We start from the raw sequence: 23,871 nt of genomic DNA, 5'->3' as shown, positions 1-23,871 counted from the left end.
CGAATGAGGAGGAACATCATGCGAGGATGGATACGTGTGGCGGCAGCGGTTCCGCCGCTGCATGCTGCAGATCCGCAGGCCAATGCGGAAGAAATTCGACAGGTGCTGAAAGAGGCCGATGAACGAGGGGCAGATGTGGTGGTTTTTCCTTCCTGCGCGCTGACAGGAGCGACGTCGGGAGACCTTTTTTGCACACAAACGCTGCAATCGGCGACGCAAGAAGCCCTGGATGAGGTGGTGGAAGCAAGCCGTAATACACGCCTCACCCTTGTGCTTAGTATTGTCGACGGTACACAGGCCAAAGCGCAAGAGCGTATTGTCGTGATTCAAAACGGAACTTGTATCGAGGATTCTCGCTTTCGTCTGATGAATCGCTATGACGGTTCGCTTCTTTGTCGCTGCACCGTTGCATCCCTTTCTCCCGTTTCCCGTGTCCGGATGAGCGATCTGGCACAGGAAAAGAATGCTGACCTATTCCTGCTTTCGGCGGCCATTCCTGCGCAGGTGGGCGGAACGAAACGCCTTGCACAAGAAATTAAGGCGCTTTCGGCTCGAGGTGCAGGCGTTGTGCTGGCTTGTGCCGGAGAAGAGGAAACGGGCATTGATACGTTTTATGCTGGAGATCGCCTTCTTGCCGAAAACGGACGACTCGTGGCAGATGGCGGAACCCTGGGACGTCCTTCCTTTTTTTACGGTGGCGTCGGCTCGCAAGGCTCGCTTCCTGATGAGGTAATCGGCGAGAGTGCCATATATTATGATTTCGACCTAGATGCGATTGCCGCCGAACACGAAGAGGGGGAAGTACCGGAGGAAGAAGTGGCATCCCTTCTGATGACGCCCCGTCGTCGTGCGCAGTGGAGCCACGTGGACAGCATGCCCTTTGTCGTGAAAACCGAGGAGGAATGCGAGGAAATTTTACAAATTCAGGCGCGTGCTCTGGCCCGTCGCATGCGGCATGTAAAGACGCGTCAGGTATGGATCGGTCTCTCCGGCGGCTTGGATTCGACGCTGGCCTTTTTGGTGGCTCTGCGTACCTTTGCTCTTTGCGGCTGGGATACGCAAGGAATTCATTTGGTCAGCATGCCGGCTTTCGGCACAGGAAAGCGCACCCGAAACAATGCCGCGGCGCTGGGAGAACGTTCCGGCTGCGATTTTCGTGAAATTTCACTGACACCCGTTTTGACCCGCCATTTTCAAGACATTGGCTTGCAGGAAGGGGATCATTCTGTCGCATTTGAAAATGCACAGGCACGGGAGCGCACACAGATTTTAATGGATTTGGCGAATTTACAGGGAGGCTTACATGTCGGCACGGGCGACTTCTCGGAAAGTGCGCTCGGATGGTGTACCTTTAATGGGGACCACATGGCGATGTTTAATGTCAACGGATCCATTCCCAAGACGTTAGTCCAGGCTCTTGTCGCCTATGAAGCCAAGAACCTGCCGACTTTGGCGGCCATTTTGAAGGACATTTTAGAAACGCCGATTTCACCGGAACTACTGCCCGGAAAAGAGGGCGAGATTGTGCAAAAGACGGAAGAAGTGATCGGCCCCTACGTGCTGCATGACTTCTATCTCTATCATTTTCTGCGTTTTCACTATGCCCCTGACAAGCTCCTTGCCTTGGCACAAAAGGCATTTAGGGGCACCTATTCGACTGCTACATTGCTATTTGTGTTGCGAAAGATGTTTTCGCGTTTCTTTGCAAGCCAATTCAAGCGTTCCGTGATGCCGGATGGCATTAGCGTCGGAGCCATCTCGCTTTCGCCGCGTGGCGGTTGGCGCATGCCTTCGGACGTGCAGGCAACGGCTTGGCTTATGCAAGTGGATCGTCTGCAGGAAGAAGAGGGGGACGCATGATGCGCGGCTTTTTCATTGCCCTGGAGGGCTCCGACGGGTCGGGCAAGACGACGATTCTCAACGGCATCAAGGCCCACTTCGCACAGGAGGGGATTCCTGTGCTCTATACCAGGGAACCCGGCGGCACACCCATTGCTGAAAAAATACGCGCCATTTTGCTGGATCCGGCTCATCAGGAGATGGATCCCATGACGGAAGCGCTGCTTTATGCCGCTTCGCGGGCACAGCATGTGCGCGAGGTGATTTTGCCGGCCTTAGCGGAAGGAAAAATTCTGCTCAGCGATCGTTTTGTTTTAAGCTCCCTGGTGTATCAGGGAATTGCGCGTGGCGTCGGCTTGGAAAAAGTTGCGGCCATTAATGCGTACGCTACGGGCGGCTTGACGCCGGATCTGACGCTATTTTTAGATGTGGATCCGCTTACGGTTTTGCGGCGCAAGGCGCATCACGTCCAACAGGACCGGTTGGAGAAAGCGGGTGACGCTTTTTTCCAAAACGTTTATAATGGTTACCAACAAGCCATACGAACCATGAACAATGTCGTGGTCGTTGACGCCTCGAAATCGCCGGAAGAAGTGATCGCCGCTTCCTGGAAAGCGATTGACCGCGCCCTAACGAGTCGACAGGAAAAATAATGTATACAGAAAGGAGCGACGCGATGAAATTATTGATCTGTATTGTTCAAGACAACGATGCGGCGCCGTTAACCGAAGATCTGGTGGAAAATCAGTTCCGCGTAACGCGTCTGCCTTCTACCGGAGGATTTCTAAAGAGCGGCAATACGACGTTGCTCTTGGGTGTGGAGGAAATACAGGTGGAAGAAGCACTGCGAATTATTCGCCGCAATTGCTCCCGCCGCAAGACCATTGCGCCCATGATGAGCCCGCAAATTGATCCCAGCTCCTACTCGTCCATTCCCATCGAAATCGAGGTGGGCGGTGCTACGGTGTTTCAGCTGGATATTGACCAGATGTATCGGTTATGAAAACCGCTGCCTCATCCCTTTTGCCGGCAGATTGGAAGCGATTTTTGCCCTCCTCGTCTCAAGAGGTTTCGCACGCTTATATTATAGAAGGCAATCGACAGGATGCTTTGCCGTTTGCGCGAGCCTTGGCGCAGCATTTGTTGTGCGTATCAAAAGACGGCACATCGGCTGCAAAAATCTTGCCTCCGTTTCGTGACTTGGCAGAGCAAACCGAAGAAAAAATTTCCATCGCGATGGTGCGCTCGCTGACGGCTTCCTTGTATCAACAGCCGTTGGAGAGCCGCTATCGTGTTTTTTTGCTGGATTATGCAGATCGTATGCGTGAAGAAGCGCAAAATGCGCTGTTAAAATCGCTGGAGGAGCCGCCGGAATATTTGGTCTGGATTTTGGTCGCGCAAAACAGCCGAAAGCTGTTGCCCACGGTGCGATCCCGCTGTCGTTTGCTTTTTCTCTCCCCACAAAACCAAGAAAAGAAAGAATTCGATTTTGTCTCTTCGCCGTCTTTCGACGAAAAACAATCCGGTGCGCAAACCCTTTCCGACGAGGTGCCGCTTACCGAAGAGGAAGAAGAGGCGCTTTTTGGTCTGCTTCGAGCCGGATTTTCCGGGCAGGGCGCGATCGTTTTTGATCGCCGGGATCGTCTGGTGCCGCTGATGGAGCGAAAAAATGATTATTTTGCTGCCATTCATGCGATTCTTGCGGATATGTTACAATACAAAAGTGTAGGAAACGATGTATCCCGGTCGCCGGGGCGCCGGAGCCGTGTGCATGCGCTGGCAGAACAGGTTACGACCGGTGCCATCAGCGTTGCCATCCTGCAAATAGAGGAGCTTAACCGCTTGGTCGAAGGAAACATCAACGCGACGATGGGATGGGAACACTTTTTCCTGCATCTTGGAAGAACCGACCTATAATATTTCCACCGATTACAACAGAAAACGCCAGACGTAGCGCTTCTGTGAAACGGACCGGATCATTGAGAAAACAGATTCAGGGAACCGGTATAGAACACAAATAGATAATGGAGGAAAACGAATGACAGAAGTTATCGGCGTTCGTTTTCAACGCTCCGGTACGATCACCTATGTCAATCCGCAGGGTGAACAAGTCGCGAAGGATGAGGACGTCATCGTTGCAACCGATCGTGGTGTTGAATACGGAACGATTCGCATAGAGAATATTGAACTTCCCGAAGAGCTGCTGCCGCCAATTCAGGCATCGCTGGTGCGCAAGGCAAATGAAGCGGATGTGCAAACCGTGGCAGAAAACAGTCGCCTTGCCCAGGATGCTTTAGCGCTTTGCAACATAAAAATCGAGGAACATCGTTTGGCGATGAAGCTGGTGGACGCCGAATACACCTTTGATCGTGACAAGCTGATTTTTTATTTTACGGCGGAAGATCGCGTCGATTTTCGCTCGCTGGTACGCGATTTAGCGCAGAGCTTTCATACACGCATTGAATTGCGCCAGATTGGCGTACGCGATCAGGCAAAGATGATCGGCGGCTTGGGGCAGTGCGGGCAACCGGTCTGCTGCCGACGCTATATGAGCGATTTTGTGCCGGTTTCCATTAAAATGGCGAAAACACAGGGCCTTTCGTTGAATCCGACGAAGATTTCAGGCGTATGCGGACGGCTGATGTGCTGTCTCAATTACGAGCAAGATCATTATTTGCAAAATACGAAGCGTGTTCCTGCCAAGGGGACACTCGTATTAACCGAGGATGGCCAGGGCTATGTCGTGGATCGCGACGTGTTGCAGACCCGGGTTCGGGTGCATGTGTATAAGGCGGATGGCTCCGAAGACGAAAAATACTATGCGGTCAGCAGCATCGAAGTATTGGCAAGACGAAAAAAAGGGCAGCCGCGTCCCGATTTGCGTGATGAGCGAGAACTGGATGAACACGAATTCATTCCGGAAGGACAAAAAATGACGAACGGGCGCAAAGAGTCCGATGAAGAGGAACTGGCGGCAGCGCCCTGCTGTTGTAAAAATTGCTCTTCTTCTCCCAAGGACACTGCTACCGTGGTCATGACTTCGGAACAGGAGGAAGAAGATAACGACGCTTCTTCCACCGAGCCCTACGCCCAAAAAGGACGTGCGAAAGCGAGGTCACGTCGGCGCGGACGCAGACGTTGATTCTTGACACCGGCGAAGGGAATGACTATGATAATTTTGTGACAGCCTTGACTGTCGTTGGAGTGAATTTGTTGGAGGAGGATACTATGGCATATGTAATTCATGATACGTGTATCGCGTGTGGCACCTGCATCAGCGAGTGCCCGGTCAGCGCGATCAGCGAAGGCGACATTTACGTGATCGATGCGGATGCTTGCATTGATTGCGGCTCATGCGCGGGTGTTTGCCCGACCGGCGCCATTGAACCGGAGGCCTAAGCCCGGACAGGAGGTGCTCTCTGAGCACTTCCTTTTTTTGTGCCCAAATAGGCATCCCAAAAGGAAGGATGTCGGAAAAGAGGTGGGAATGGGAGACGACTACGCAGAAAAAAAGTCCACGGGCATGTTGTACCTTGTGCCGACGCCCATCGGAAATCGACGCGATATGACGCTTCGCGCGCTGGATGTGTTGCGTACAGCCGATGTAATTGCCTGTGAAGACACACGCCATTCGTCGCCGCTTCTGGAATCGTATGCGATCCATCGGCCCTTGTTGTCTTACCATCAGCATAATGAGCAGGAGCGTTCCGAAGAGCTGCTTTTCCGTGTGGAACAGGGGGAACGTGTAGCAGTCATTTCGGATGCCGGAATGCCGGGCGTTTCCGACCCGGGTGGCGTATTGGTGCGCAAAGCGATTTCGCGCGGATTGCCGTATACGGTTCTTCCCGGCGCTTCCGCTGTACCGGTTGCCGCGGTGGCTTCCGGCATAGGGGATGGTCGTTTCGCTTTCTTCGGCTTTTTGCCGCGCAAAGGAAAAGAACGGGAAGAGGTGCTTTCTTTATTAGATTCGTTCCCACTGGCCGCCATTTGCTACGAGTCGCCATACCGCATTCGACAAACCTTGGCGGAGCTTGGACAGCGCTGGCCGGAACGTTCCTTTGCCGTGCTGCGGGAATGGAGCAAACAGTATGAAGAAGTCCTGCACTTTACCGGTCATGCCGGCAAGGATTTGGCGCTAACGGAAAAGGGCGAGTTCGCCTTTGTCATTGGACCGGCAGCAGCTCCTTCCGCATGGACAGACGAAGAGGTTATTCGAACGCTTCGAGAAAAACAGGAGCAGGGGATTTCCGCAAAACAAGCCATGAAAGAGATCGTTGCGACTTCCGGACGCAGCCGAAACGAGGTCTACCAGCTTCGGGAAGAGGATCGATCGGCCGAGAAGTAGAAAAAAAGGTCACAAAAACAGGTCAGAGAGCTCAATTTGTTACAGATCTGTAACAAATTGAGCTTTTTTTGCCTAAAAAATCGGTTTCTGTTTGCACGGAAAAAGGAACATCCCTATAATGGGAACGAATTTGGTAACAAAAAGATTACAAAAATGAAAGCTCGGTTACCGTTTCGGACTTCGACCATCCGGAAGGGACAGACCATCCCAAGGTGCCGGGTACCTCGCTGACCACGAGGAGGGAGGCTACATGAACAAACGATATGCAGTAAAGACACGTGCGCTGATTTTAGCCGGTGTCCTGACGTTGAGCGCGATTGCCGGAGGCATCGTTTATGCGCAACGTCCGAAAACCATTCACTTGACCTACAACGGCCAAGCGATCGAACTGGTAACAAGCAAAGAGACGTTGCAGGAAGCGCTAACGGATGCGAAATTGGCGGATCTCGACGATGCCAAAATCAGCTTGCCATTGAACGACGAAGTGCAAGATGAGATGCAGCTGGAGATCCGAACGAAAAAAACCGTTACGCTTTCTGATGGCGAAAACCATCAAACGAAAGTGACCTACGCGGCAACCGTCGGCAATCTTTTGGAAGAGAATGCGATTGTGGTGGATCAAGACGATGTCATTTCTCCCGCGCGCAGCGAAACCTTGCACGATGGCGACACGGTTCAAGTGGATCACATCGAAACGCGCGTCATCACCGAAAATACGGTCATCCCGTTCACGACGAAAACGGAAGAGACCGAGGAGATGAAGATCGGTGAAACCAAGGTAAAAAAGGCCGGCGTCGATGGAAACCGTCAAACGGTGACCCGCGTCGTGACAAAGAACGGCAAGGTCATAGAAAAGACGGAATTGTCCAATCAGGTGACGAAAAAGGCGGAAGAGGAGGTCGTACTGAAAGGAACCTATGATCCCTCCCCGACGAGCCCGAAGCTTTATACCTTGGGCCAGTTTCAATTCCAAGGAGTGGTCTACTACTCCGGTTACAAATATACTTTCTATTCCCAAAGTGTATTGCCGGGCGGCGGCTTGCGCATCCCCGGTCGTCATGTTAACGCGGACGGCTATGTCTGCGACGGCGACGGCTATATTGTTCTCGCCGGAAGCGCCCCGAAAGGTACGGTATTTCCCACTCCGTTTGGCCATTACGGCAAAATCTATGATCGCGGTACCTGGGGGAATCACCTGGATGTTTACGTCCGATAAAACTGTATATTTTCCGTTTTCTATGAAAAATCCCATCTTGTCAACAAGATGGGATTTTGCTATTTTTGACATATAGAAGGAAACATACAAAACACGGAGTATTCTGCAAAGAGACAGCAAAGGCGGTCGCAGAACCCAAAACGTAGCAAATCAGAAAGGCAGAGCAAAAGAAGAAGAACGTTGTAATGCATAAGAAAGGAGACGAAGATGCAGTATGAAATCAAAGGGGGGAATTTCCCGGTCGTTGTTTGTCAGCTGACAAACGGTGAAAAAATGATCACCGAAGCGGGCTCCATGGTGTGGATGACGCCGAATATGGAAATGTCCACGACGGGCGGCGGCATAGGAAGTATGTTCTCCAAGGTGCTTTCCGGGGAGAATCTGTTTCAGAACATCTACACCGCACGTGGAGACGGTATGATTGCCTTCGGATCGAGTTTCCCGGGAAAGATTTTGGCCCTCGATATGTCGGAACGGCACGAAATGATTTTGCAAAAGCGCGCTTTTTTAGCGTCGGAAGCCGGTGTAGAGCTTTCCATTCATTTTAATAAGAAACTCGGCGCCGGATTTTTCGGCGGAGAAGGCTTCATTATGCAAAAGGTGCGCGGCAACGGCATCGTATTTGTCGAAGTCGATGGCGACTATGTGGAATATGAATTGCAAAGCGGCGAGCAGATGGTTGTGGACACCGGCAATGTGTTGGCCATGGAAAGCAGCGTTTCGCTGGATATTCAGCAAGTCAAGGGCATGAAGAACAAGCTGTTGGGCGCGGAAGGCTTTTTCAATACCGTATTAACAGGCCCCGGAAAGATCTGGTTGCAGACCATGCCGATTTCCGGCTTGGCTGCCGCCGTCTCAGAATTTCTGCCCATAAATCGTTAAGAAGTGCAGAGAACTCTACGGTGATTTGGATTTTTAGGCGCGTTGCACATGTCGCATGTGCATCGCGCCTTGTTTCGTTTGAATGCGCATCCTTGACACATTCGGGGCGAAATCGGTATCATGAAGCGATGAGGGAGGTGGCCATGAAATACTTCGGAACGGACGGCTTTCGCGGCGAAGCGAACCAGTCGTTAACAGCGATACATGCCATGAAAATCGGGCGTTATTTAGGTGCGCATTTTCTGAAACTACAGAAGGAGTTGCGCGTATCTCTCGGTGCGGGCCATACGATGCCGGAATGGGCGGAAGAAAAACGGCCGCGCATCGTCATCGGCAAAGATACCCGCCGCTCCAGCTATATGTTAGAAAATGCGCTGGCGGCCGGCATTACCACCAGCGGATGCGACGTGGATCTCATGCACGTGACCACGACACCGTCCGTATCCTATGCGGTACGAGCGGATAATTTTTGCTGCGGCATCATGATTTCCGCCAGCCATAATCCGTTTTACGACAACGGGATTAAGATCATCAACAGCGCCGGCGGCAAGATGGAAGAGGAGCTGCTGGAAGAAATTGAACGATACATCGATGCGGAAACCGATGATTTGCCGCTTGCCGAACGAGGCGAAATCGGCATGGTGGAGGACTACTCGCGCGGTAGAAACCGCTATATCGGCTATTTGATTCAGACTGTGCGCCGTTCGTTTAAGCGCATGCGGGTCGGCTTAGATTGTGCGAACGGGGCGTCCTTTACCGTGGCGAAAAACGTCTTTGATGCTCTCGGCGCTGAGACGCATATTATTCACGATCATCCCAACGGCCTGAACATCAACCTGGATTGCGGTTCTACGCACATTCAGAGCTTGGTGGATCTCGTAAAATCCCAGAAACTGGATTGCGGCTTTGCGTTCGATGGCGATGCCGATCGATGTATCGCCGTGGATAATCACGGCAAAGTAGTGGACGGCGATGCGATTCTCTATATTTGTGGAAAAGAAATGAAGGCGAACGGAGCGCTTCCGGGCAATACCGTTGTAACCACCATTATGTCCAACTTCGGCCTGTACAAAGCCTTTGAACGCGCGGATATTCAATATGTAAAAACGCCCGTAGGGGATAAGAATGTCGCGGCGGAGATGTTTGAGCACGGCTATGCTCTGGGTGGCGAACAGTCTGGCCACATCATTTTTTCCAAATATGCGACCACCGGCGATGGCGTATTGACTGCGCTTCGCTTAGCCGAAATCATGGTGGAAAATAAAACCGATCTGGCTTCGTTGCATCAGGACCTCATTCATTATCCGCAGGTGCTACGCAATCTTTTGGTGGAAGACAAAAAAAGCGCCTTAGAGAATGAAAGAGTGCAGCGAGCGATCGAAGAGGCAAATCGCCTGCTGGGGCAGGAAGGACGAACGGTGGTGCGTGCTTCCGGGACGGAGCCTTTAATCCGTGTCATGGTCGAGCATCTGGACAATGATTTGTGCGTAGAAATGGCGGAGCATATTGTGCAGGCGTTTCACGATGAGGGATTTACCGCATGATGTTTTCGGACGAGGCGCTTGTCGTCTTGCGTCGTCTGGAAGATGCGGGCTATGAAGCCTGGATCGTCGGTGGCGCTGTGCGCGATCTTCTCATGGGAAACGCAGCGTCCGATATCGACTTTGCTACCAATGCAACGCCGGAACAGATAGAAGCGGTTTTCTTTGACGAACACACTTTGGATGTGGGAAAATCCTTCGGCACGATTCGCGTCGTGATGCCCACGGCGGTCTATGAAGTGACGACGTTTCGGGCGGAAAGCGACTATCGGGATGGACGCCATCCGGAACAGGTTCGCTATTCCATGCACCTGGAAGAGGATTTACAACGGCGCGATTTCACCATGAATGCCATGGCCTGGCATCCGGAGAGAGGCCTTCGCGATCCCTTCGGTGGAGAGCGGGACCTTCATGCGGGCCTGCTTCGGGCGGTTGGCTGTGCAGAAGAGCGCATAGCCGAAGATGCCCTGCGCATGTTGCGTGCCGTGCGTTTTGCTTCCCGTTTTCAGTGGAAGATGGATCCTTCGTTGCGCCGGGCGATCCAAGCGCAGCATGAGCGCATCCGCTTTGTTTCGATGGAGCGATGTCATGAAGAGCTGGAGCGCATGCTGACGGGGGAACATCCGGATTCGGCGGTGGCGCTCTTAGAGGAAACAGGGCTTTGGAAGTCGCTTTTCACGGATACGCCCGCAGGCGATGACGCGTTGCTGTTTTCCGTCAAAGAGGTCTGCTCTCCTCTTCTATGTATCGTGCCTCCGACGCCGGCATTGCGCTGGGCTGCGCTAGGCTTCGGGCCTTCGTTTGCCGGGTCAACAGAAGAAACGGCGATGCGCCTTTCACGCATGGATCGGCTGTTGCGCAAACTCAAGACTTCCACGAGACTACGCGACGAGGTACGGCTGCTTCTTCGCGAAGTACACCTTCCTTTACCGGAAACAAGGGCAGATGTACAGCGCCTGATCGGACGAACGCAACCGCAGCAATACCAGCTTCTTCAGCTTATGCAAGCGGCAAGCACAGTGGCTTCTGCTTCTTCCCACGAAAGAAACGAGCGCATGGCGGCTCTTTCCCGCGTGGAAAAACAAATGCATGAGGTGGAGCAGCAGCACTTGCCGGTAGAACAAAGCGATTTAGCACTTGGCGGGGCGGAACTGCTTGCAATGGGTATGAAACCGGGGAAGCGTGTTGGAGAAATGCTCGCTTGGCTTCTGGATCAAGTGATTGACGGACAGGTGGAAAATACGGTTGCGACCTTAACAAAGACCGTTCAACAGAGGATGAAAAAGGGAGAGAAGGAATGAAACGAATCATTGTTACCGACTCCAGTTGCGATATGAATCAGGCGATGGCCGAAGAGATTGCGATTTCGCGCGTGCCCTTTTCGTTAACCTGCAACGGTCATCATTATATTGACGACGGCAGCATGGATATCGATGCGTTTCTGGCGGATGTGGATGCATCGGATACGGTTGCACAGAGTGCGGCCATGTCTCCCCAGCAGTTCATGGATGCCGCAGGAGATGCCGATGAGATCTTTTTTTTAACGATTTCCGGAAGACTCAGCAGCGCATATAATAGCGCGCAAATTGCCGTACGGGAATTGCGGGAAGCAGGAAAAAAAGCGCATGCGTTTGACAGCAAAGCGGCCGCTGCCGGAGAAAGCGCGTATCTCTTTCGGCTGCATCAGCTGCTGCAACGCAATCTCTCTTTCGAAGACATTTTGGCTCAAGAAGAAGAGATTGCTCAAACCAACTACACCTATTTCGTGTTGAATGACTACAGCACATTAGTGAAATCGGGACGTCTGCCGCGTCTGGCGGGCAACATTCTCGCCACCCTTTCCATCCGTCCAATTTGCCGCGGCGTGAACGGGGAAATTGGCCTGAAGTCGATTGCTCGTGGGATGGATCGCGGCGTGGTGCGCCTGGCGGAACATATTGCCTCTGAAGCGGTGCCCTTTGCAGAACGCACCCTCTTTATCACGCACATTCGTGATAAAGAGAGAGCGGAACAGGTAAAGCGTGAGATTCTTGCCCGCGCGCCCTTCGGCCGCGTGGAGATCGTAGAAGGCGGAGGACTCAACGCGTGTTATGCGAATCGGGGAGGCATCGTGGTCGGCTTTTAGCCGCCTTTGCCTCATTGTGCTATAATAAAAAAATCGTGTCGAAAAAAAGCGTAAAGGAGTAATGACCAATGGCAAAACTGGTATCACAGGAGAATAATCGGGCGGTTTACACGCTGGAGATTGCTTGGGACACTTTTGATGCAGAAATTGAAAAAACGTATCAGAAAAACAAACACCGTTTTCCGGTGCATGGTTTTCGAAAGGGCAAAGCCCCTCGCAAGGTGATCGAGATGAACTATGGCCAGGGCGTGTTTTATGAGGACGCCCTCAACAGCTTGTTGCCGGAAGAAATTGAGAAGGCAACCAAAGAGCTCGATTTAGAAGCGATTGGACGTCCCGATGTGGATATCAAAACCCTCGAAAAGAAGCAGACGGTGGTGATTGAGGTGTCCACCGACACCATGCCGCATCCCGAACTTGCCGATTACAAGGGAATGGAAGTCGAACGGCATCCGGTAACGGTCGATGAGGCAGATGTGGATCGCGTCATTGCCGCAGAACAGGAAAAGAATGCCGTGATTCGTCCGGTCGAACGCGAGGCAAAAACAGGCGATACAGTATTGATGGACTATGCCGGAAGCGTGGCAGGCGAAGCGTTTGAAGGCGGTACGGCCGAAAAGCAGACGTTAGAGCTTGGCTCCGGCGCGTTTATTCCGGGATTTGAAGATCAGATCGTGGGGCATAAAGCCGGCGAATCCTTCGATGTTCATGTCACGTTCCCTGAGAAGTATCATGCGGAAGATCTGGCGGGAAAAGAAGCAGTTTTCGCTGTAACGCTGCATGAAGTGCGGGAAAAAGAGGTTCCTGAAGCGGATGATGATTTCGCGCAGGATGTTTCCGAGTTTGACACCATGAAGGAATATCGCGAGTCCGTGCACAAGAATCTGATGGAGAAGGCAGAAGAGCAGGATCTTAACCGTCGTCAATCGGATGCACTGGCAAAGCTTGCGGAGCTTTCTCATGTGGAGGCGCCGCAATCCATGATCGACGAGCAGGTGGATGTCGAATTGCGCAACATGGCCAACCAGATGCAGCAAATGGGTCTCTCTTTTGATCAGTATCTGCAATACAGCGGACAGAGCATCGATATGATTCGCGCAAACTATGTGCCTGCCGCACGTGCGCGTGTTCAAGCGGATCTCGTATTGGCAAGCCTCGTCGAGGAACAGAAGTTTGAAGCGAGCGAAGAGGAAATTGAAAACGAGATGAAGGAGATCGCCGAGACATACGGCGCGAAAGACCCGGAAGATTTCCTGCGTCGTATGAAAGAAATGCACCAAGAAGAGCTTGTTGCGGATGATATTCGTAAGAAAAAGGCCCTGGATTATCTGTTAAAGCAGGTAAAGTGGGTGGATGTTCCGGAGGAAAAACCCGAGACGGAAGAGACAGCGCACGAAGACGCAAAGAAAAAAAATGATAAAAAAGGCGACAAAAAGGAGAAATCCAAAAAGTCTGCTGAAAAAGAAGAAAAAGCAAAAGAATCGGAAAAATAAAACGGATCAACGGATCCGAAAGGAAAAGAGGAAACCATGCCTTTAATCCCTACAGTGATTGAGACCACCGGTCGCGGGGAGCGTGCATATGATCTGTATTCGCGCTTGCTGGAAGAACGCATTATCTTTGTGACCGGACCGATTGAAACGCAAATGGCCAATCTGATTGTGGGTCAGCTCCTGTTTTTGGAGCACAAGGCCCCCAACAAGGATATTCAACTCTACATCAATTCGCCGGGCGGTGAAGTGACGGCGGGCTTGGCCATTTACGATACCATGAAGTACATTAAAAGCGATGTCTCGACGATTTGCGTCGGCATGGCGGCGAGCATGGGTGCTGTGTTGCTCGCGTCCGGTACAAAAGGCAAGCGCTTTGCACTGCCCAACGCGGATATCATGATTCATCAGCCTTCCGGCGGTGCGCAGGGCATGGCATCGGACATTGAAATTACAGCGAAGAAAATTATCGAAACCAAAAAACGACTCAACAAGATTCTGGCGGATGCGACCGGCCAATCGCTCAAGGTGATTGAGCGCGATACCGACCGCGACCGTTGGCTGAATGCCGAAGAGGCCATGAAGTATGGCCTCGTCGACCAAGTCATTACCTCCATGAAGTGAGGAAAGTAAGGAGGCAAAATGGCGGATTTTCACGAAGATCCGGTACGCTGCTCGTTTTGCGGAAAATCCGCGGACGAAGTCGAGCAGATGGTTGCCGGACCGGGTGTTACGATCTGCAATGAATGTGTCGCTCTTTGTCATGAAATGATTGAAGAGCGGCTCCAACGTGCGAAGAAAGAAAAGGCGATCAAACGTCGACTGCCCACGCCCGAAGAGATCAAACGGGCGCTGGATGATTATGTGATTGAGCAGGAACAGGCGAAAAAAGTGCTGTCGGTGGCGGTCTATAACCACTATAAGCGCATCTACCGTCAAGAAGAAACGGCGGTGGATATTCAAAAATCCAATATCTGCCTGATCGGACCGACAGGCTCGGGAAAAACACTGCTTGCCCAGACGCTGGCAAAAACGCTTCAAGTGCCGTTTGCGATTGCGGATGCTACGACGCTTACGGAAGCGGGCTATGTCGGTGAGGATGTGGAAAATATCATCCTGAAACTGGTACAGGCTGCGGACTACGATGTGGAATTGGCCGAGCGGGGCATTATTTACATTGATGAAATTGATAAAATCGCCCGCAAATCCGAGAATCCATCCATCACGCGAGATGTGTCTGGGGAAGGTGTGCAGCAGGCGCTCCTTAAACTGATTGAGGGAACGGTAGCCAATGTCCCGCCGCAGGGAGGCCGCAAGCATCCGAATCAGGAGTTTATCCATGTGGACACCTCGAATATTCTGTTCATCGTGGGAGGGGCCTTTGCCGGCATCGAGCGGGTGATCAAGGATCGCCGCGAAAAGAATCCCATCGGTTTTAATCAGGACGTGATAGACCATTCCAACGAGAGCGTTTCGGAAACGTTGCGCCATGTCATTCCCGAGGATCTTATGAAATTCGGACTGATTCCCGAGCTGATCGGGCGCGTACCGGTGCTGGTAGCGCTCAACGAGCTGTCGGTCGAAACGCTGGAGCGCATCTTGACGGAGCCGAAAAATGCGCTTGTCAAACAGTATCGGGAACTGTTTCGCATGGATGATTGCGAGCTGACGATTACGCCGGCTGCGATCCACGCCATTGCCGAGAAGAGTTATTCTCGCAAGATGGGAGCGCGCGGGTTGCGTTCCATTATGGAATCGATCCTGACGGATGCCATGTACCATGTTCCGGGAGATGATCGCATACGCCAGGTTGTGGTGGACGAAGAGAATGTTACAAACGATATGCCGCTCGCACTGTTGAAGCAGACGGAAATGCAGGGACAGCAGAAAATGGCGCTGCATGCGAAAGAATCATGACAGGCACCGTGAAACCCGGCGGCGACTGACAGCTGGGAAACCGGCTGTTTTTGTTAGGAGGAACCATGTTACCCCAATATTATGAAGCGAAAAAAACGGTATTGCCCATTTTGCTGGTGCGTGGTTCCGTGGTTTTCCCGAATCAGGTGATTCACTTTGATTTGGAAAGTGAAGAGGCGGAAAGCGTTCTGGAATGGGCGACACGCAATCATTCCCAAGTGGTCGTTGTCTCGATGTTGGATCCGACTGTGGAAGAGCCCACGTTGGGAGATTTTGCCGAGTTCGGCACGATTTCCACCATTCGCCAGTCGTTTCGTCTTCCGGGCGGACCGAGCAAGGTTGTCGTAGAAGGCAATGCACGAGCAAAAATCACGCATATTATTCGCACCGACCCCTATGTGGAGGGGGAAGTGCTGGAATACACCTATTCCCCGGATCGTGTCGATCGGGATGAAAAACTGAAGAACGTGATGCGTTTAACGGCGACGGCAGCGGTGAATTACTTAAAGGAATCGATGCAGGTGCCGGAAGTGTTCCTGTTTCCGCTGTTGGATGCGGAAGACCCGGGAATGCTCAGTGACGAGCTGGCTACCCATCTGGATCTTCGCCATGATGAAGAATTGGATCTGTTGCAGGAGCTGGATCTGCAGGAACGACTCTATAAGCTGCGTGTCGACATTTCCCTGTTGACCAAGCTTTCCCGTCTGGACAAGGAAATTAACGAAAAAGCACAGGAGCGTCTGCAGCAGTCACAAAAGGAATTTGTTCTGCGCGAACAGATCAATATTTTGCGCGCGGAGCTGGGAGAAACCGAAGGGGATCCCGACTCGCTGGTGGATGAATATCGCGAAACCTTTGCGGCACTCCCGCTTTCCGAAGAAGCGCGTTCGGCAGTGGATAAGGAATTGGATCGCTTGGCGTATCTTTCGCCGATGTCCCCGGATGTCAATGTCTCGCGAACGTATTTGGATACGCTGGCTTCCCTTCCTTGGGGAAGCTATACGAAAGATGTGGATGACCTGTCCTTTAGCCAGCATATTCTGGATCGCGACCACTATGGCTTGCGCGAGGTAAAAGAGCGCATTTTGGAATTTATTGCGGTGCGGCAGCTTCGTAAAGACTCCAAAGGATCCATTCTGTGCTTCGTCGGCCCGCCGGGCGTGGGGAAAACGTCCATTGCGCGCGGCATTGCTGCGGCCATTGGACGAAAATTCGTTTCCATGCGCTTGGGCGGCGTATCGGACGAGGCGGAAATTCGCGGACATCGCAAAACCTATGTCGGCGCCATGCCGGGGCGGATTATTTATCACATGACAAAAGCGCAGAGCATGAATCCGGTGTTTCTGCTGGATGAAGTGGATAAGATTGGTAGCGATTTTCGTGGCGATCCGGCCAGCGCGCTGTTGGAAGTGCTGGATCCCGAGCAAAACATGGCCTTTCAGGACCGCTTTTTGGAAATTCCCTTTGACCTCTCACAGGTGATGTTTATCACGACAGCCAATACGACGGAAACCATTCCGCGTCCGCTGCTGGATCGTATGGAAGTCATTCGCATTGAAGGCTATACCGACCAGGAAAAAATGGTGATTGCCAAACGCCATCTTTTACCGAAGGCGCGCAAAGAAAGCGGATTAACGGCACGACAACTCTCACTTCCTCCTGCCATGCTTTCGGAGGTACTGCATTTTTACACTCGCGAAGCGGGTGTGCGCGAATTGGAGCGTCAGATTGAAAAAATCTGTCGACGTGCGGCGAAACGCATTGTTTTAGGGGAAGAAACGGTGCGCATCGGAAAAAAGAATTTACCGGATTTTCTGGGCATCCCCAAATATACGGATGAGCCGCTGGCAAAGACGCCGCAAATCGGCGTGGTGAACGGCTTGGCATGGACAGAGGTGGGCGGCGAGATCCTTAAGGTGGAAGCCAATCTTATGACCGGGCACGGCGGTGTGTTGACGACCGGCTCCATGGGGGATGTTATGCGCGAATCGGCGCAGCTGTCGTTGTCCTTCGTACGTGCCAATGCGAAGCGCTACGGCATCGATCCGGGCTTTTATAATTACTTTGATATGCACATTCATATGCCGGAAGGGGCGGTGCCGAAAGACGGACCTTCCGCGGGCGTAACGATTCTTACAGCGCTGGTTTCCGCCCTGACAAAACGACCGGTTCGAAACGACATCGCCATGACGGGAGAGATGACCCTGACGGGGCAGGTTCTCGCCATCGGCGGCGTAAAAGAAAAGGTGCTGGCGGCGAGACGATACCACATCACGACCATCTTCGTCCCCAAGGAAAATCATCGCGATTTAATGGAAATGGAAGACGAAGTGAAGGAAGGCATTCGCTTCGTGGAGGTTAGCCACGTGGACGAGGTGATTCAGGCGGCCTTGCTGGAACCGGTGGAACGCAAGAAGCCCATCGTGTTTCGCGCGGAGCAAAAGACCGGCAATCTCGGCTTTCACCTTGCGGATAGGAGGTAGGAATGAAGCTCATTACGTCCACCTTAGAAGCCATGGCTGTGGAGCCTTCCCAGTATCCGAAAGAGGAACTTCCTGAAATCGCCTTTGCCGGGCGCTCCAATGTTGGAAAATCCACGTTCATCAATACCTTTTGCCAACGAAAAAAACTGGCGTATACGTCCTCCACGCCGGGAAAAACCCGAACCGTTAATTTTTATGGCGTAGAGGCGGAGTGGGCGGAAGCGCGTCATCATTTTCGCTTGGTGGATCTTCCCGGCTACGGATATGCCAAAGCGGCGCAGCAGGCGCAGGAGGAGTGGGCAAAAAGCATCAATACCTATCTGGAGCAGCGTCAAGGGCTGCTTGAAGTGATCCTGCTCTGCGATCTGCGCCATGCGCCGACTGCGCAGGACGTTCAGATGCTGGAGTGGATTCATGCACAGGGTTATCGCGGACTGGTTATTGCGACCAAGGCGGATAAGCTTCCCACTACGAAAGTGCTGGCGCAGCGCAAGGCGATGGCGAAGACACTGCATCTGCCGTCGCAAAATATTTATCCGTATGCGGGCAGTGTCGCGACGAAATCGTTCGGCATCGAAGCGATTCGGGAACTGTTTTGCCGTCTGCTGTCATAAAAAAGAAACCAGAGATGCGCTGTCGTCGGACGAGAGCGGATGAGTTTTTGCTACGCAGAGGAGAAAGGGAACGCCATGAAGGTATTGCTTACCAGTGACTTGAATCCGGATTCTGTCAACGGAGTGATTGTCTCCGTGCTCATGCTCAAGCAGGAGCTGGAACGACAAGGCTGCGAGGTGAAATTGCTGACGCTCTCTTCTTCCCTGGAAACGTATCGGGATGGAGATGTATATTATGTCGGCTCGGTTCCGTTGGGCGCGATCTATCCGGATCTGCGGGCTTCACTGAATACGCACAGTGCTTTGGTCGATGAGCTGATTCGCTGGAAGCCGGATATCATCCATTCGCAATGTGAATTTTTCACGTATTCCTTTGTACAGCGCATTGCAAAGCATTGTCATTGCCCCATTATCCATACTTACCACACACAATACGAGTACTATACGAAATACGTTCTTCCGGGAAAATGGGATGGCCTTTTGGCGCGCGTCATGGCCCTGCGCCTGCGCTCTGCCGATGTCGTCATTGCGCCGACCGAGAAGACGCGTCGTTATCTTTTGGATGAAAACATCTGCTCCACAGTGCGCGTGATCCCGACGGGAATTGATCTGGACGCATTTTCACAAGCGGGGACGGCGGAAGAAATGGCTGCGTTGCGTCAAAAGATGGGGGTGCCGGCGTCATGGCGCCTTTATGGAAACGTGGGGCGCATTGCACAGGAAAAAAATTTGGACGAAGTGCTCGCTATTCACCAGCGCGTGCGCAAACAGCGCGATGACGTGGGATTACTCCTCGTCGGCGACGGCGCGGGCATGAAACAGCTAAAAAAACAAATTGAAGCGCTTGCACTGAAAGATAGCGTTTTTCTTACCGGCATGGTGCCAAAAGAATCCGTGGGCTCCTATTATCAGCTGTTGGACATCTTCGTTTCCGCATCCGTATCCGAAACGCAGGGGCTCACCTATATCGAAGCGCTGGCGAACGGACGGCCGGTCATTGCACGTCGAGATGAAGCCATTGCCCACGTGGTCCAAAGCGGAGTCAACGGCTATCAGTATGATACGCCGGAAGAGTGCGTGCGAATTCTATTACAGCTCTTTTCGGATGACGCCTTATATGCGCAATGGAAACAGGGCGCCTGGGAGAGCCGCGATCAATTCAGCAAAGCGCATTTCGGCGAACGCGTATTTGCCTTATATCAGGAGCAGCTGCGTAGAGCGGAAAAAAAGAAAGTATAACCCTGAGAACCGAAAATCCTTCGAAGGAGGACCCATGTCGAGTCTGATTACAACCCATGACGAAGAACAACAGGAAAAAGACGAAAAAGCGCATGCCCTTTCTTCCTGGCGAAAGGCACATCCGATGGATCCCAAAAAAGCGGCAAGATTGCGTCGCTTGATGACCATCGCGACGGTTTCAGGCATTGCCCTTTGCTTGGCCCTCGGCATGTATGGTTGGCATTTAGGCATTTTTACCAGCACGGAACGAATGCAGGAATTCATCTCCGGCGCGGGCGTGTGGGGCTTCTTCTTTTTCTTTTTATTGCAGATAATCCAATGCATCATCCCCATCATTCCGGGAAACGTGACCTCGCTTTTCGGCATTTACTTTTTTGGACCGCTGCCGGGATTCCTGTTGAACTATTTTGGTATTTGCGCCGGTGAGATTATCATCTTTTTGCTTGCGCGCTTTTTTGGGCCGACGTTTGTTCATGCGGCGGTGAAACCCGAGACGTTTGATAAGTACAGCAAATGGCTAGAGGCCAATGACGAAAAGATCAAGAAGTTCTTTATTTGGACCATGGTGCTTCCCGGCATGCCGGATGACGTCATCTGTATGATGATGGGGCTGACGAAAATGCCGGTGAAGACGTTTGTATTGCATTTGGCTTGGACCAAAATTCCGGCCCTTCTCGTGCATACATTCTTCTTGGACTATGTTTTCCAGCAGGGCGGGGAGATGCTTCGCTGGCTGAAAAGCAATTTTATGTCGTAAGCGGGTCTGCCGCAGCCTGCTCTGTTTGGTGGCGGGGGGGGCTTAGGCCCTGGTTTCAAGCTTTTGTCAGGGGCGTCGGGCCCTGATAAATTTCCGTATTATGCCATCGTCAGGGACGCTGTCCCTGACGATGTTCTATTTTGGTCATTCATCAGGGTCGACCGGGTCCTGTCAACGTTTGAAATTACACCTTTGTCAGGGTCGCTGCCTCTGACGATGTTATATTTTAGTCATTCATCAGGGTCGATCGAGCCCTGTTAATGTTTGGAATGACGTCTTTATCAGGGTCGCCGCCCCTGATAACTTTCCATATTACGCCTTTATCAGGGTCGTCGACCTGACGATGTCCTATTTTCGTGGTTTATCAGGGCTGATCTAACCCTGACAACATTCGATATTTTGCTTTTATCAGGGCCGCTGCCCCTGACAATGTTCCATTTTCGTCATTTGTCAGGGTTGATCTGTCCCTGACAACGTTCGATATTATGCTTATGTCAGGGCCGCCACCCCTGACGATCCTTAATATTACGTTTCTATCAGGGTCGTCGCCCCTGTTAACTTTCCGTATTGCGCCTTTGTCAGGGCCACCGCCCCTGACGACTTTCTATTTTGGACCTTTATCAGGGCCGATGAGACCCTGACAACGCTCCGTATTACATCTTTGTCAGGGCCGCCGCTCCTGACGATGTTCTATTTTGGCCATTCGTCAGGGCCACCACCCCTGACGACCTTCTAATTCGGACATTCATCGGGGTCGATCGAGCCCTGTTAATGTTTGGAATGACGTCTTTATCAGGGTCGCCGCCCCTGACGATGTTCTATTTCGGTCATTCGTCAGGGCCACCGCCCCTGACGACCTTCTATTTCGGCTATTCGTCAGGGTCGATCGGACCCTGTTAACGTTCGGAAATTACGCCTTTGTCAGGATCGTCGCCCCTGACGACTTTCCGCATTACGCCTTTGTCAGGGTCGTCGCCCCTGACGACTTTCCATTTCAGTCATTTATCAGGGGTGATCGGCCCCTGTTAACGTTCAATATTACGTCTTCATCAGGGGTCTCGCCCCTGACGACGTTCCCGTATTACGCCTACGTCAGGGGTATGGCGTTCGTTGGCATTGCGAGTTCCAGATGGCGGCATCTTCATAGGACGGAACCTTCATAGATAGATTCATCGCCGCGAGGCTTTCTCTGAAAATACAGCTTCTACAGCACATGCGCTGAAGAGTGCCGAAAAAGCCTGGGGCTAGAACTGAAAAAGCTGTGGGACGAGATGAGATCAAATGGAAATGCGAGCGAGACACGACACGTGAGAGAATAAACTGAAACCGGAGAATCCGAGGTTCCTAGAGGAATTGGAGGTCAAGCATGACAGGGAAAAAGGATATCGTGGAAGCGAGGACAAAGTTAAAACAGCTCAGCGCTTGTTTACGTGTGCTTCAGCCGGAGTATGTGGAAGGACGGCTGGAAATTAAAACTAACGGAAAGACACCGGAGTACTTTTGGCGCACCAACCAAAACGGTAGGATTCAACGTAGTTATATTCAAAAATCACAGCTGGATTGCGCAAAAACCCTTGCACAAATCAGCTACAACAAAAAGGTCGCGCGGCGACTAGCGAGCTTGGCAGAACAGTTACCTTTATCCGTCGTAGAAATCGACCAAGCGGTGGATCAAGTGTATCTTGACTTGCATCCCTTGCGAAAGGAGCTCGTTGTGCCTGTGCAAAAAACGGGAGAGCAGAAATTTGATGCCTGGAAACAACAAAGCTATGAAGGATTACCGTTTCGGGAGGGAGATCCGACGGAAATCGTTACAAATCTTCAGGAACGAGTTCGTTCAAAATCGGAGAAAATTTTAGCAGATTTTTTTCTTTCGCAAGGTATCTTTTACAAATACGAGTGTCCACTACAACTTTCGGATACCACGGTATACTACCCGGATTTCACTTTTTTTCATCCACGGCGAAAGCAAGAAATCTATTGGGAACATTTTGGACGGATGGACCTTTCCACGTATGCTGTTAACGCCGTGAAGAAAATACGCTTGTACGAGGAACATGGTATTTTTCTTGGAAAACAGCTCATCACCACGTATGAAGGGGATCCGCTTGTTTTGGATATGCGACGTGTACAAGCGCTCATTGACCGTTTTGAACTACGACTTTGCGCTAGATAAAAGCAAGAGGAGAGCAAACAAAGAAAGGGCGACATCCGAACGATGCGTTCGGATGTCGCCCTTTCTTTTTGACGGAAGTGCCGATTCATGCGATCTCCCTTTTCGTAGAGTCCTCGTTTTCAGAGAGCACTTCTCGTTTTTTGCAGAGTCCACTTTTTAGAGAGCACATCCCCTTTTCAGAGAGCCCCGTCCCGGGGTCCCTCTTTCCGGAGAAAAGCGCTTCTTCATCGGCTACGGTGCTTATTCATTAACCGGTTCAAATTCATCTTTGCCAACACCACAGACGGGGCATACCCAATCTTCCGGCAAATCTTCAAAGGCTGTGCCCGGCTTGATTCCGTTTTCGGGATCGCCGATTGCCGGATCGTAAATGTGCCCACAAGCGGTGCATTCGTATTTTTTCATGTTGTTTCCTCCATCATATTTATTTCGTTCAATTCGTCGCACTTGCACGAAGCGCTACCCTATGTATACCATGTTTCCTTTTTTTTAAACCACTTTCCCACATAAGCGGGTCCTTGCAATCAAGAAAGTCACGGACAGGATGGAGAATAGAAAATGCGCAGTTTCAAACGTGGCATGGGAACACTGCCTTCGGCGGAATCGTTACGATTGCCCTTGTTGGGGTATGTAAAGGGCGGATGAAAGGAAAGAGAGACGGGCAAGACGCAACTGAGGGGCGCCAGGCTTACGATCCCTTTCCGAACGAACGAGCGCGAAAGGAGGGTTTCGTGACGTATGATTATTCTTGTGCCGTACCGAGCGAAATCGCTTCGGTATGCGCGGCCGTTCATGAACAAATTGCGAAAATGCAAGAACAGTGTGCGTTGGACAGTGAACAACTGATGGATCTGCGCCTGATCCTCAGCGAACTTATGATTAACGGCTGCGAGCACGGTAACCGCAACGATCATGGAAAGCGCGTACATTTACGTCTTACTGTCACCGACACGCTGATTCACATCCGCGTGCGTGATGAAGGCAGCGGCTTTGAGCTGAATTTGGAAAACAACGCACAGAATCATCTGGATTGCGGCGGGCGCGGGCTACGCATCGTTGCGAAGCTGGTGGATGAAATGGACGTGAAGCAGAACGAAGTGCATTGCGTATTGCGCCGTACAAGGCGCTTTTCGCCGAAATGGTGAAGCTAAGTCTTAAGAAGTCTTAAGAAGCATTAAAAGGAAATCACGAATAGGACACGCAATCAGGGCATGCCCCTGATTTTTTTATGGTATCCGAGTCCATGT

Annotated in this window: 22 protein-coding genes; 21 read left to right on the top strand and 1 reads right to left on the bottom strand. The window is 51.8% G+C overall.

What is annotated here, in order from left to right; all coding sequences use genetic code 11:
* The first annotated feature begins 18 nt into the window (after positions 1-18).
* The 20 genes from nadE to FXY30_RS00285 all read left to right on the top strand — a co-directional run bounded on the left by nadE (position 19) and on the right by FXY30_RS00285 (position 22,624).
* Positions 19-1,860 carry an NAD(+) synthase gene (gene nadE, locus FXY30_RS00380; protein ID WP_071704861.1) on the top strand — a complete coding sequence of 614 codons (1,842 nt, stop codon included), beginning with the start codon at positions 19-21 and terminating at the stop codon, positions 1,858-1,860.
* On the top strand, positions 1,857-2,492 hold the full coding sequence (gene tmk, locus FXY30_RS00375; RefSeq protein WP_232009027.1) for a dTMP kinase: 636 nt from the start codon (positions 1,857-1,859) through the stop codon (positions 2,490-2,492). Before nadE ends, tmk begins: the two co-directional genes overlap by 4 nt.
* Before the next feature lie 23 nt (positions 2,493-2,515).
* A complete protein-coding gene (locus FXY30_RS00370; RefSeq protein WP_071704860.1) occupies positions 2,516-2,842 on the top strand; it encodes a cyclic-di-AMP receptor in 327 nt (108 codons plus the stop codon).
* Positions 2,839-3,756 carry a hypothetical protein gene (locus FXY30_RS00365; protein ID WP_071704859.1) on the top strand — a complete coding sequence of 306 codons (918 nt, stop codon included), beginning with the start codon at positions 2,839-2,841 and terminating at the stop codon, positions 3,754-3,756. The genes FXY30_RS00370 and FXY30_RS00365 overlap by 4 nt, the downstream gene beginning before the upstream one ends.
* A 121-nt stretch (positions 3,757-3,877) precedes the next feature.
* Positions 3,878-4,981 (top strand): PSP1 domain-containing protein, encoded by a 1,104-nt coding sequence (locus tag FXY30_RS00360; RefSeq protein WP_071704858.1) that lies wholly within the window; start codon positions 3,878-3,880, stop codon positions 4,979-4,981.
* Positions 4,982-5,067: 86 nt separating this feature from the next.
* Complete coding sequence (locus FXY30_RS00355; RefSeq protein ID WP_066925903.1) at positions 5,068-5,238, top strand: DUF362 domain-containing protein; 171 nt, start codon at positions 5,068-5,070, stop codon at positions 5,236-5,238.
* 88 nt (positions 5,239-5,326) lie between these two features.
* A complete protein-coding gene (rsmI, locus tag FXY30_RS00350; protein ID WP_157885013.1) occupies positions 5,327-6,184 on the top strand; it encodes a 16S rRNA (cytidine(1402)-2'-O)-methyltransferase in 858 nt (285 codons plus the stop codon).
* A 250-nt stretch (positions 6,185-6,434) separates the two neighbouring features.
* Positions 6,435-7,400, top strand: a complete 966-nt coding sequence (locus FXY30_RS00345; protein ID WP_071704857.1) for a G5 domain-containing protein — start codon at positions 6,435-6,437, stop codon at positions 7,398-7,400.
* 207 nt (positions 7,401-7,607) lie between these two features.
* On the top strand, positions 7,608-8,282 hold the full coding sequence (locus tag FXY30_RS00340) for a TIGR00266 family protein (RefSeq protein ID WP_071704856.1): 675 nt from the start codon (positions 7,608-7,610) through the stop codon (positions 8,280-8,282).
* A 143-nt stretch (positions 8,283-8,425) separates the two neighbouring features.
* Positions 8,426-9,826 carry a phosphoglucosamine mutase gene (gene glmM / locus FXY30_RS00335; protein WP_071704855.1) on the top strand — a complete coding sequence of 467 codons (1,401 nt, stop codon included), beginning with the start codon at positions 8,426-8,428 and terminating at the stop codon, positions 9,824-9,826.
* A complete protein-coding gene (locus tag FXY30_RS00330) occupies positions 9,823-11,124 on the top strand; it encodes a CCA tRNA nucleotidyltransferase (protein WP_071704854.1) in 1,302 nt (433 codons plus the stop codon). The genes glmM and FXY30_RS00330 overlap by 4 nt, the downstream gene beginning before the upstream one ends.
* Positions 11,121-11,948: a DegV family protein gene (locus FXY30_RS00325; protein WP_071704853.1), complete on the top strand. Its 828-nt coding sequence runs from the start codon at positions 11,121-11,123 to the stop codon at positions 11,946-11,948. Before FXY30_RS00330 ends, FXY30_RS00325 begins: the two co-directional genes overlap by 4 nt.
* A gap of 68 nt (positions 11,949-12,016) precedes the next feature.
* Positions 12,017-13,441: a trigger factor gene (gene tig / locus FXY30_RS00320; RefSeq protein WP_071704852.1), complete on the top strand. Its 1,425-nt coding sequence runs from the start codon at positions 12,017-12,019 to the stop codon at positions 13,439-13,441.
* A gap of 36 nt (positions 13,442-13,477) precedes the next feature.
* Positions 13,478-14,062 (top strand): ATP-dependent Clp endopeptidase proteolytic subunit ClpP, encoded by a 585-nt coding sequence (gene clpP, locus FXY30_RS00315; RefSeq protein ID WP_071704851.1) that lies wholly within the window; start codon positions 13,478-13,480, stop codon positions 14,060-14,062.
* 18 nt (positions 14,063-14,080) lie between these two features.
* Positions 14,081-15,355 carry an ATP-dependent Clp protease ATP-binding subunit ClpX gene (clpX, locus tag FXY30_RS00310; RefSeq protein WP_071704850.1) on the top strand — a complete coding sequence of 425 codons (1,275 nt, stop codon included), beginning with the start codon at positions 14,081-14,083 and terminating at the stop codon, positions 15,353-15,355.
* A 65-nt stretch (positions 15,356-15,420) separates the two neighbouring features.
* Complete coding sequence (lon, locus tag FXY30_RS00305; RefSeq protein WP_071704849.1) at positions 15,421-17,838, top strand: endopeptidase La; 2,418 nt, start codon at positions 15,421-15,423, stop codon at positions 17,836-17,838.
* Positions 17,839-17,840: 2 nt separating this feature from the next.
* Positions 17,841-18,452, top strand: a complete 612-nt coding sequence (gene yihA, locus FXY30_RS00300; protein WP_071704848.1) for a ribosome biogenesis GTP-binding protein YihA/YsxC — start codon at positions 17,841-17,843, stop codon at positions 18,450-18,452.
* Between the two features lie 75 nt (positions 18,453-18,527).
* Positions 18,528-19,691: a glycosyltransferase gene (locus FXY30_RS00295; protein ID WP_071704847.1), complete on the top strand. Its 1,164-nt coding sequence runs from the start codon at positions 18,528-18,530 to the stop codon at positions 19,689-19,691.
* Positions 19,692-19,725: 34 nt separating this feature from the next.
* A complete protein-coding gene (locus FXY30_RS00290) occupies positions 19,726-20,448 on the top strand; it encodes a TVP38/TMEM64 family protein (RefSeq protein ID WP_157885012.1) in 723 nt (240 codons plus the stop codon).
* Between the two features lie 1,366 nt (positions 20,449-21,814).
* Positions 21,815-22,624: a hypothetical protein gene (locus tag FXY30_RS00285; RefSeq protein WP_071704846.1), complete on the top strand. Its 810-nt coding sequence runs from the start codon at positions 21,815-21,817 to the stop codon at positions 22,622-22,624.
* A gap of 240 nt (positions 22,625-22,864) precedes the next feature.
* Here FXY30_RS00285 and rd read toward each other — a convergent pair whose 3' ends face one another.
* A complete protein-coding gene (rd, locus tag FXY30_RS00280; protein ID WP_071704845.1) occupies positions 22,865-23,029 on the bottom strand; it encodes a rubredoxin in 165 nt (54 codons plus the stop codon).
* Between the two features lie 326 nt (positions 23,030-23,355).
* On the opposite strand from rd, the gene FXY30_RS00275 reads away from it, so the two are divergent.
* Positions 23,356-23,769 carry an ATP-binding protein gene (locus tag FXY30_RS00275; protein WP_071704844.1) on the top strand — a complete coding sequence of 138 codons (414 nt, stop codon included), beginning with the start codon at positions 23,356-23,358 and terminating at the stop codon, positions 23,767-23,769.
* The last annotated feature ends 102 nt before the right edge of the window (positions 23,770-23,871 follow it).

Origin of the sequence: Murdochiella vaginalis (genome assembly GCF_902381775.1) — a bacterium.
Lineage (GTDB): Bacteria > Bacillota > Clostridia > Tissierellales > Peptoniphilaceae > Murdochiella > Murdochiella vaginalis.
The sequence above is the reverse complement of the archived record's forward strand: the minus strand, read 5'-3'. Positions and strand labels throughout refer to the sequence as shown.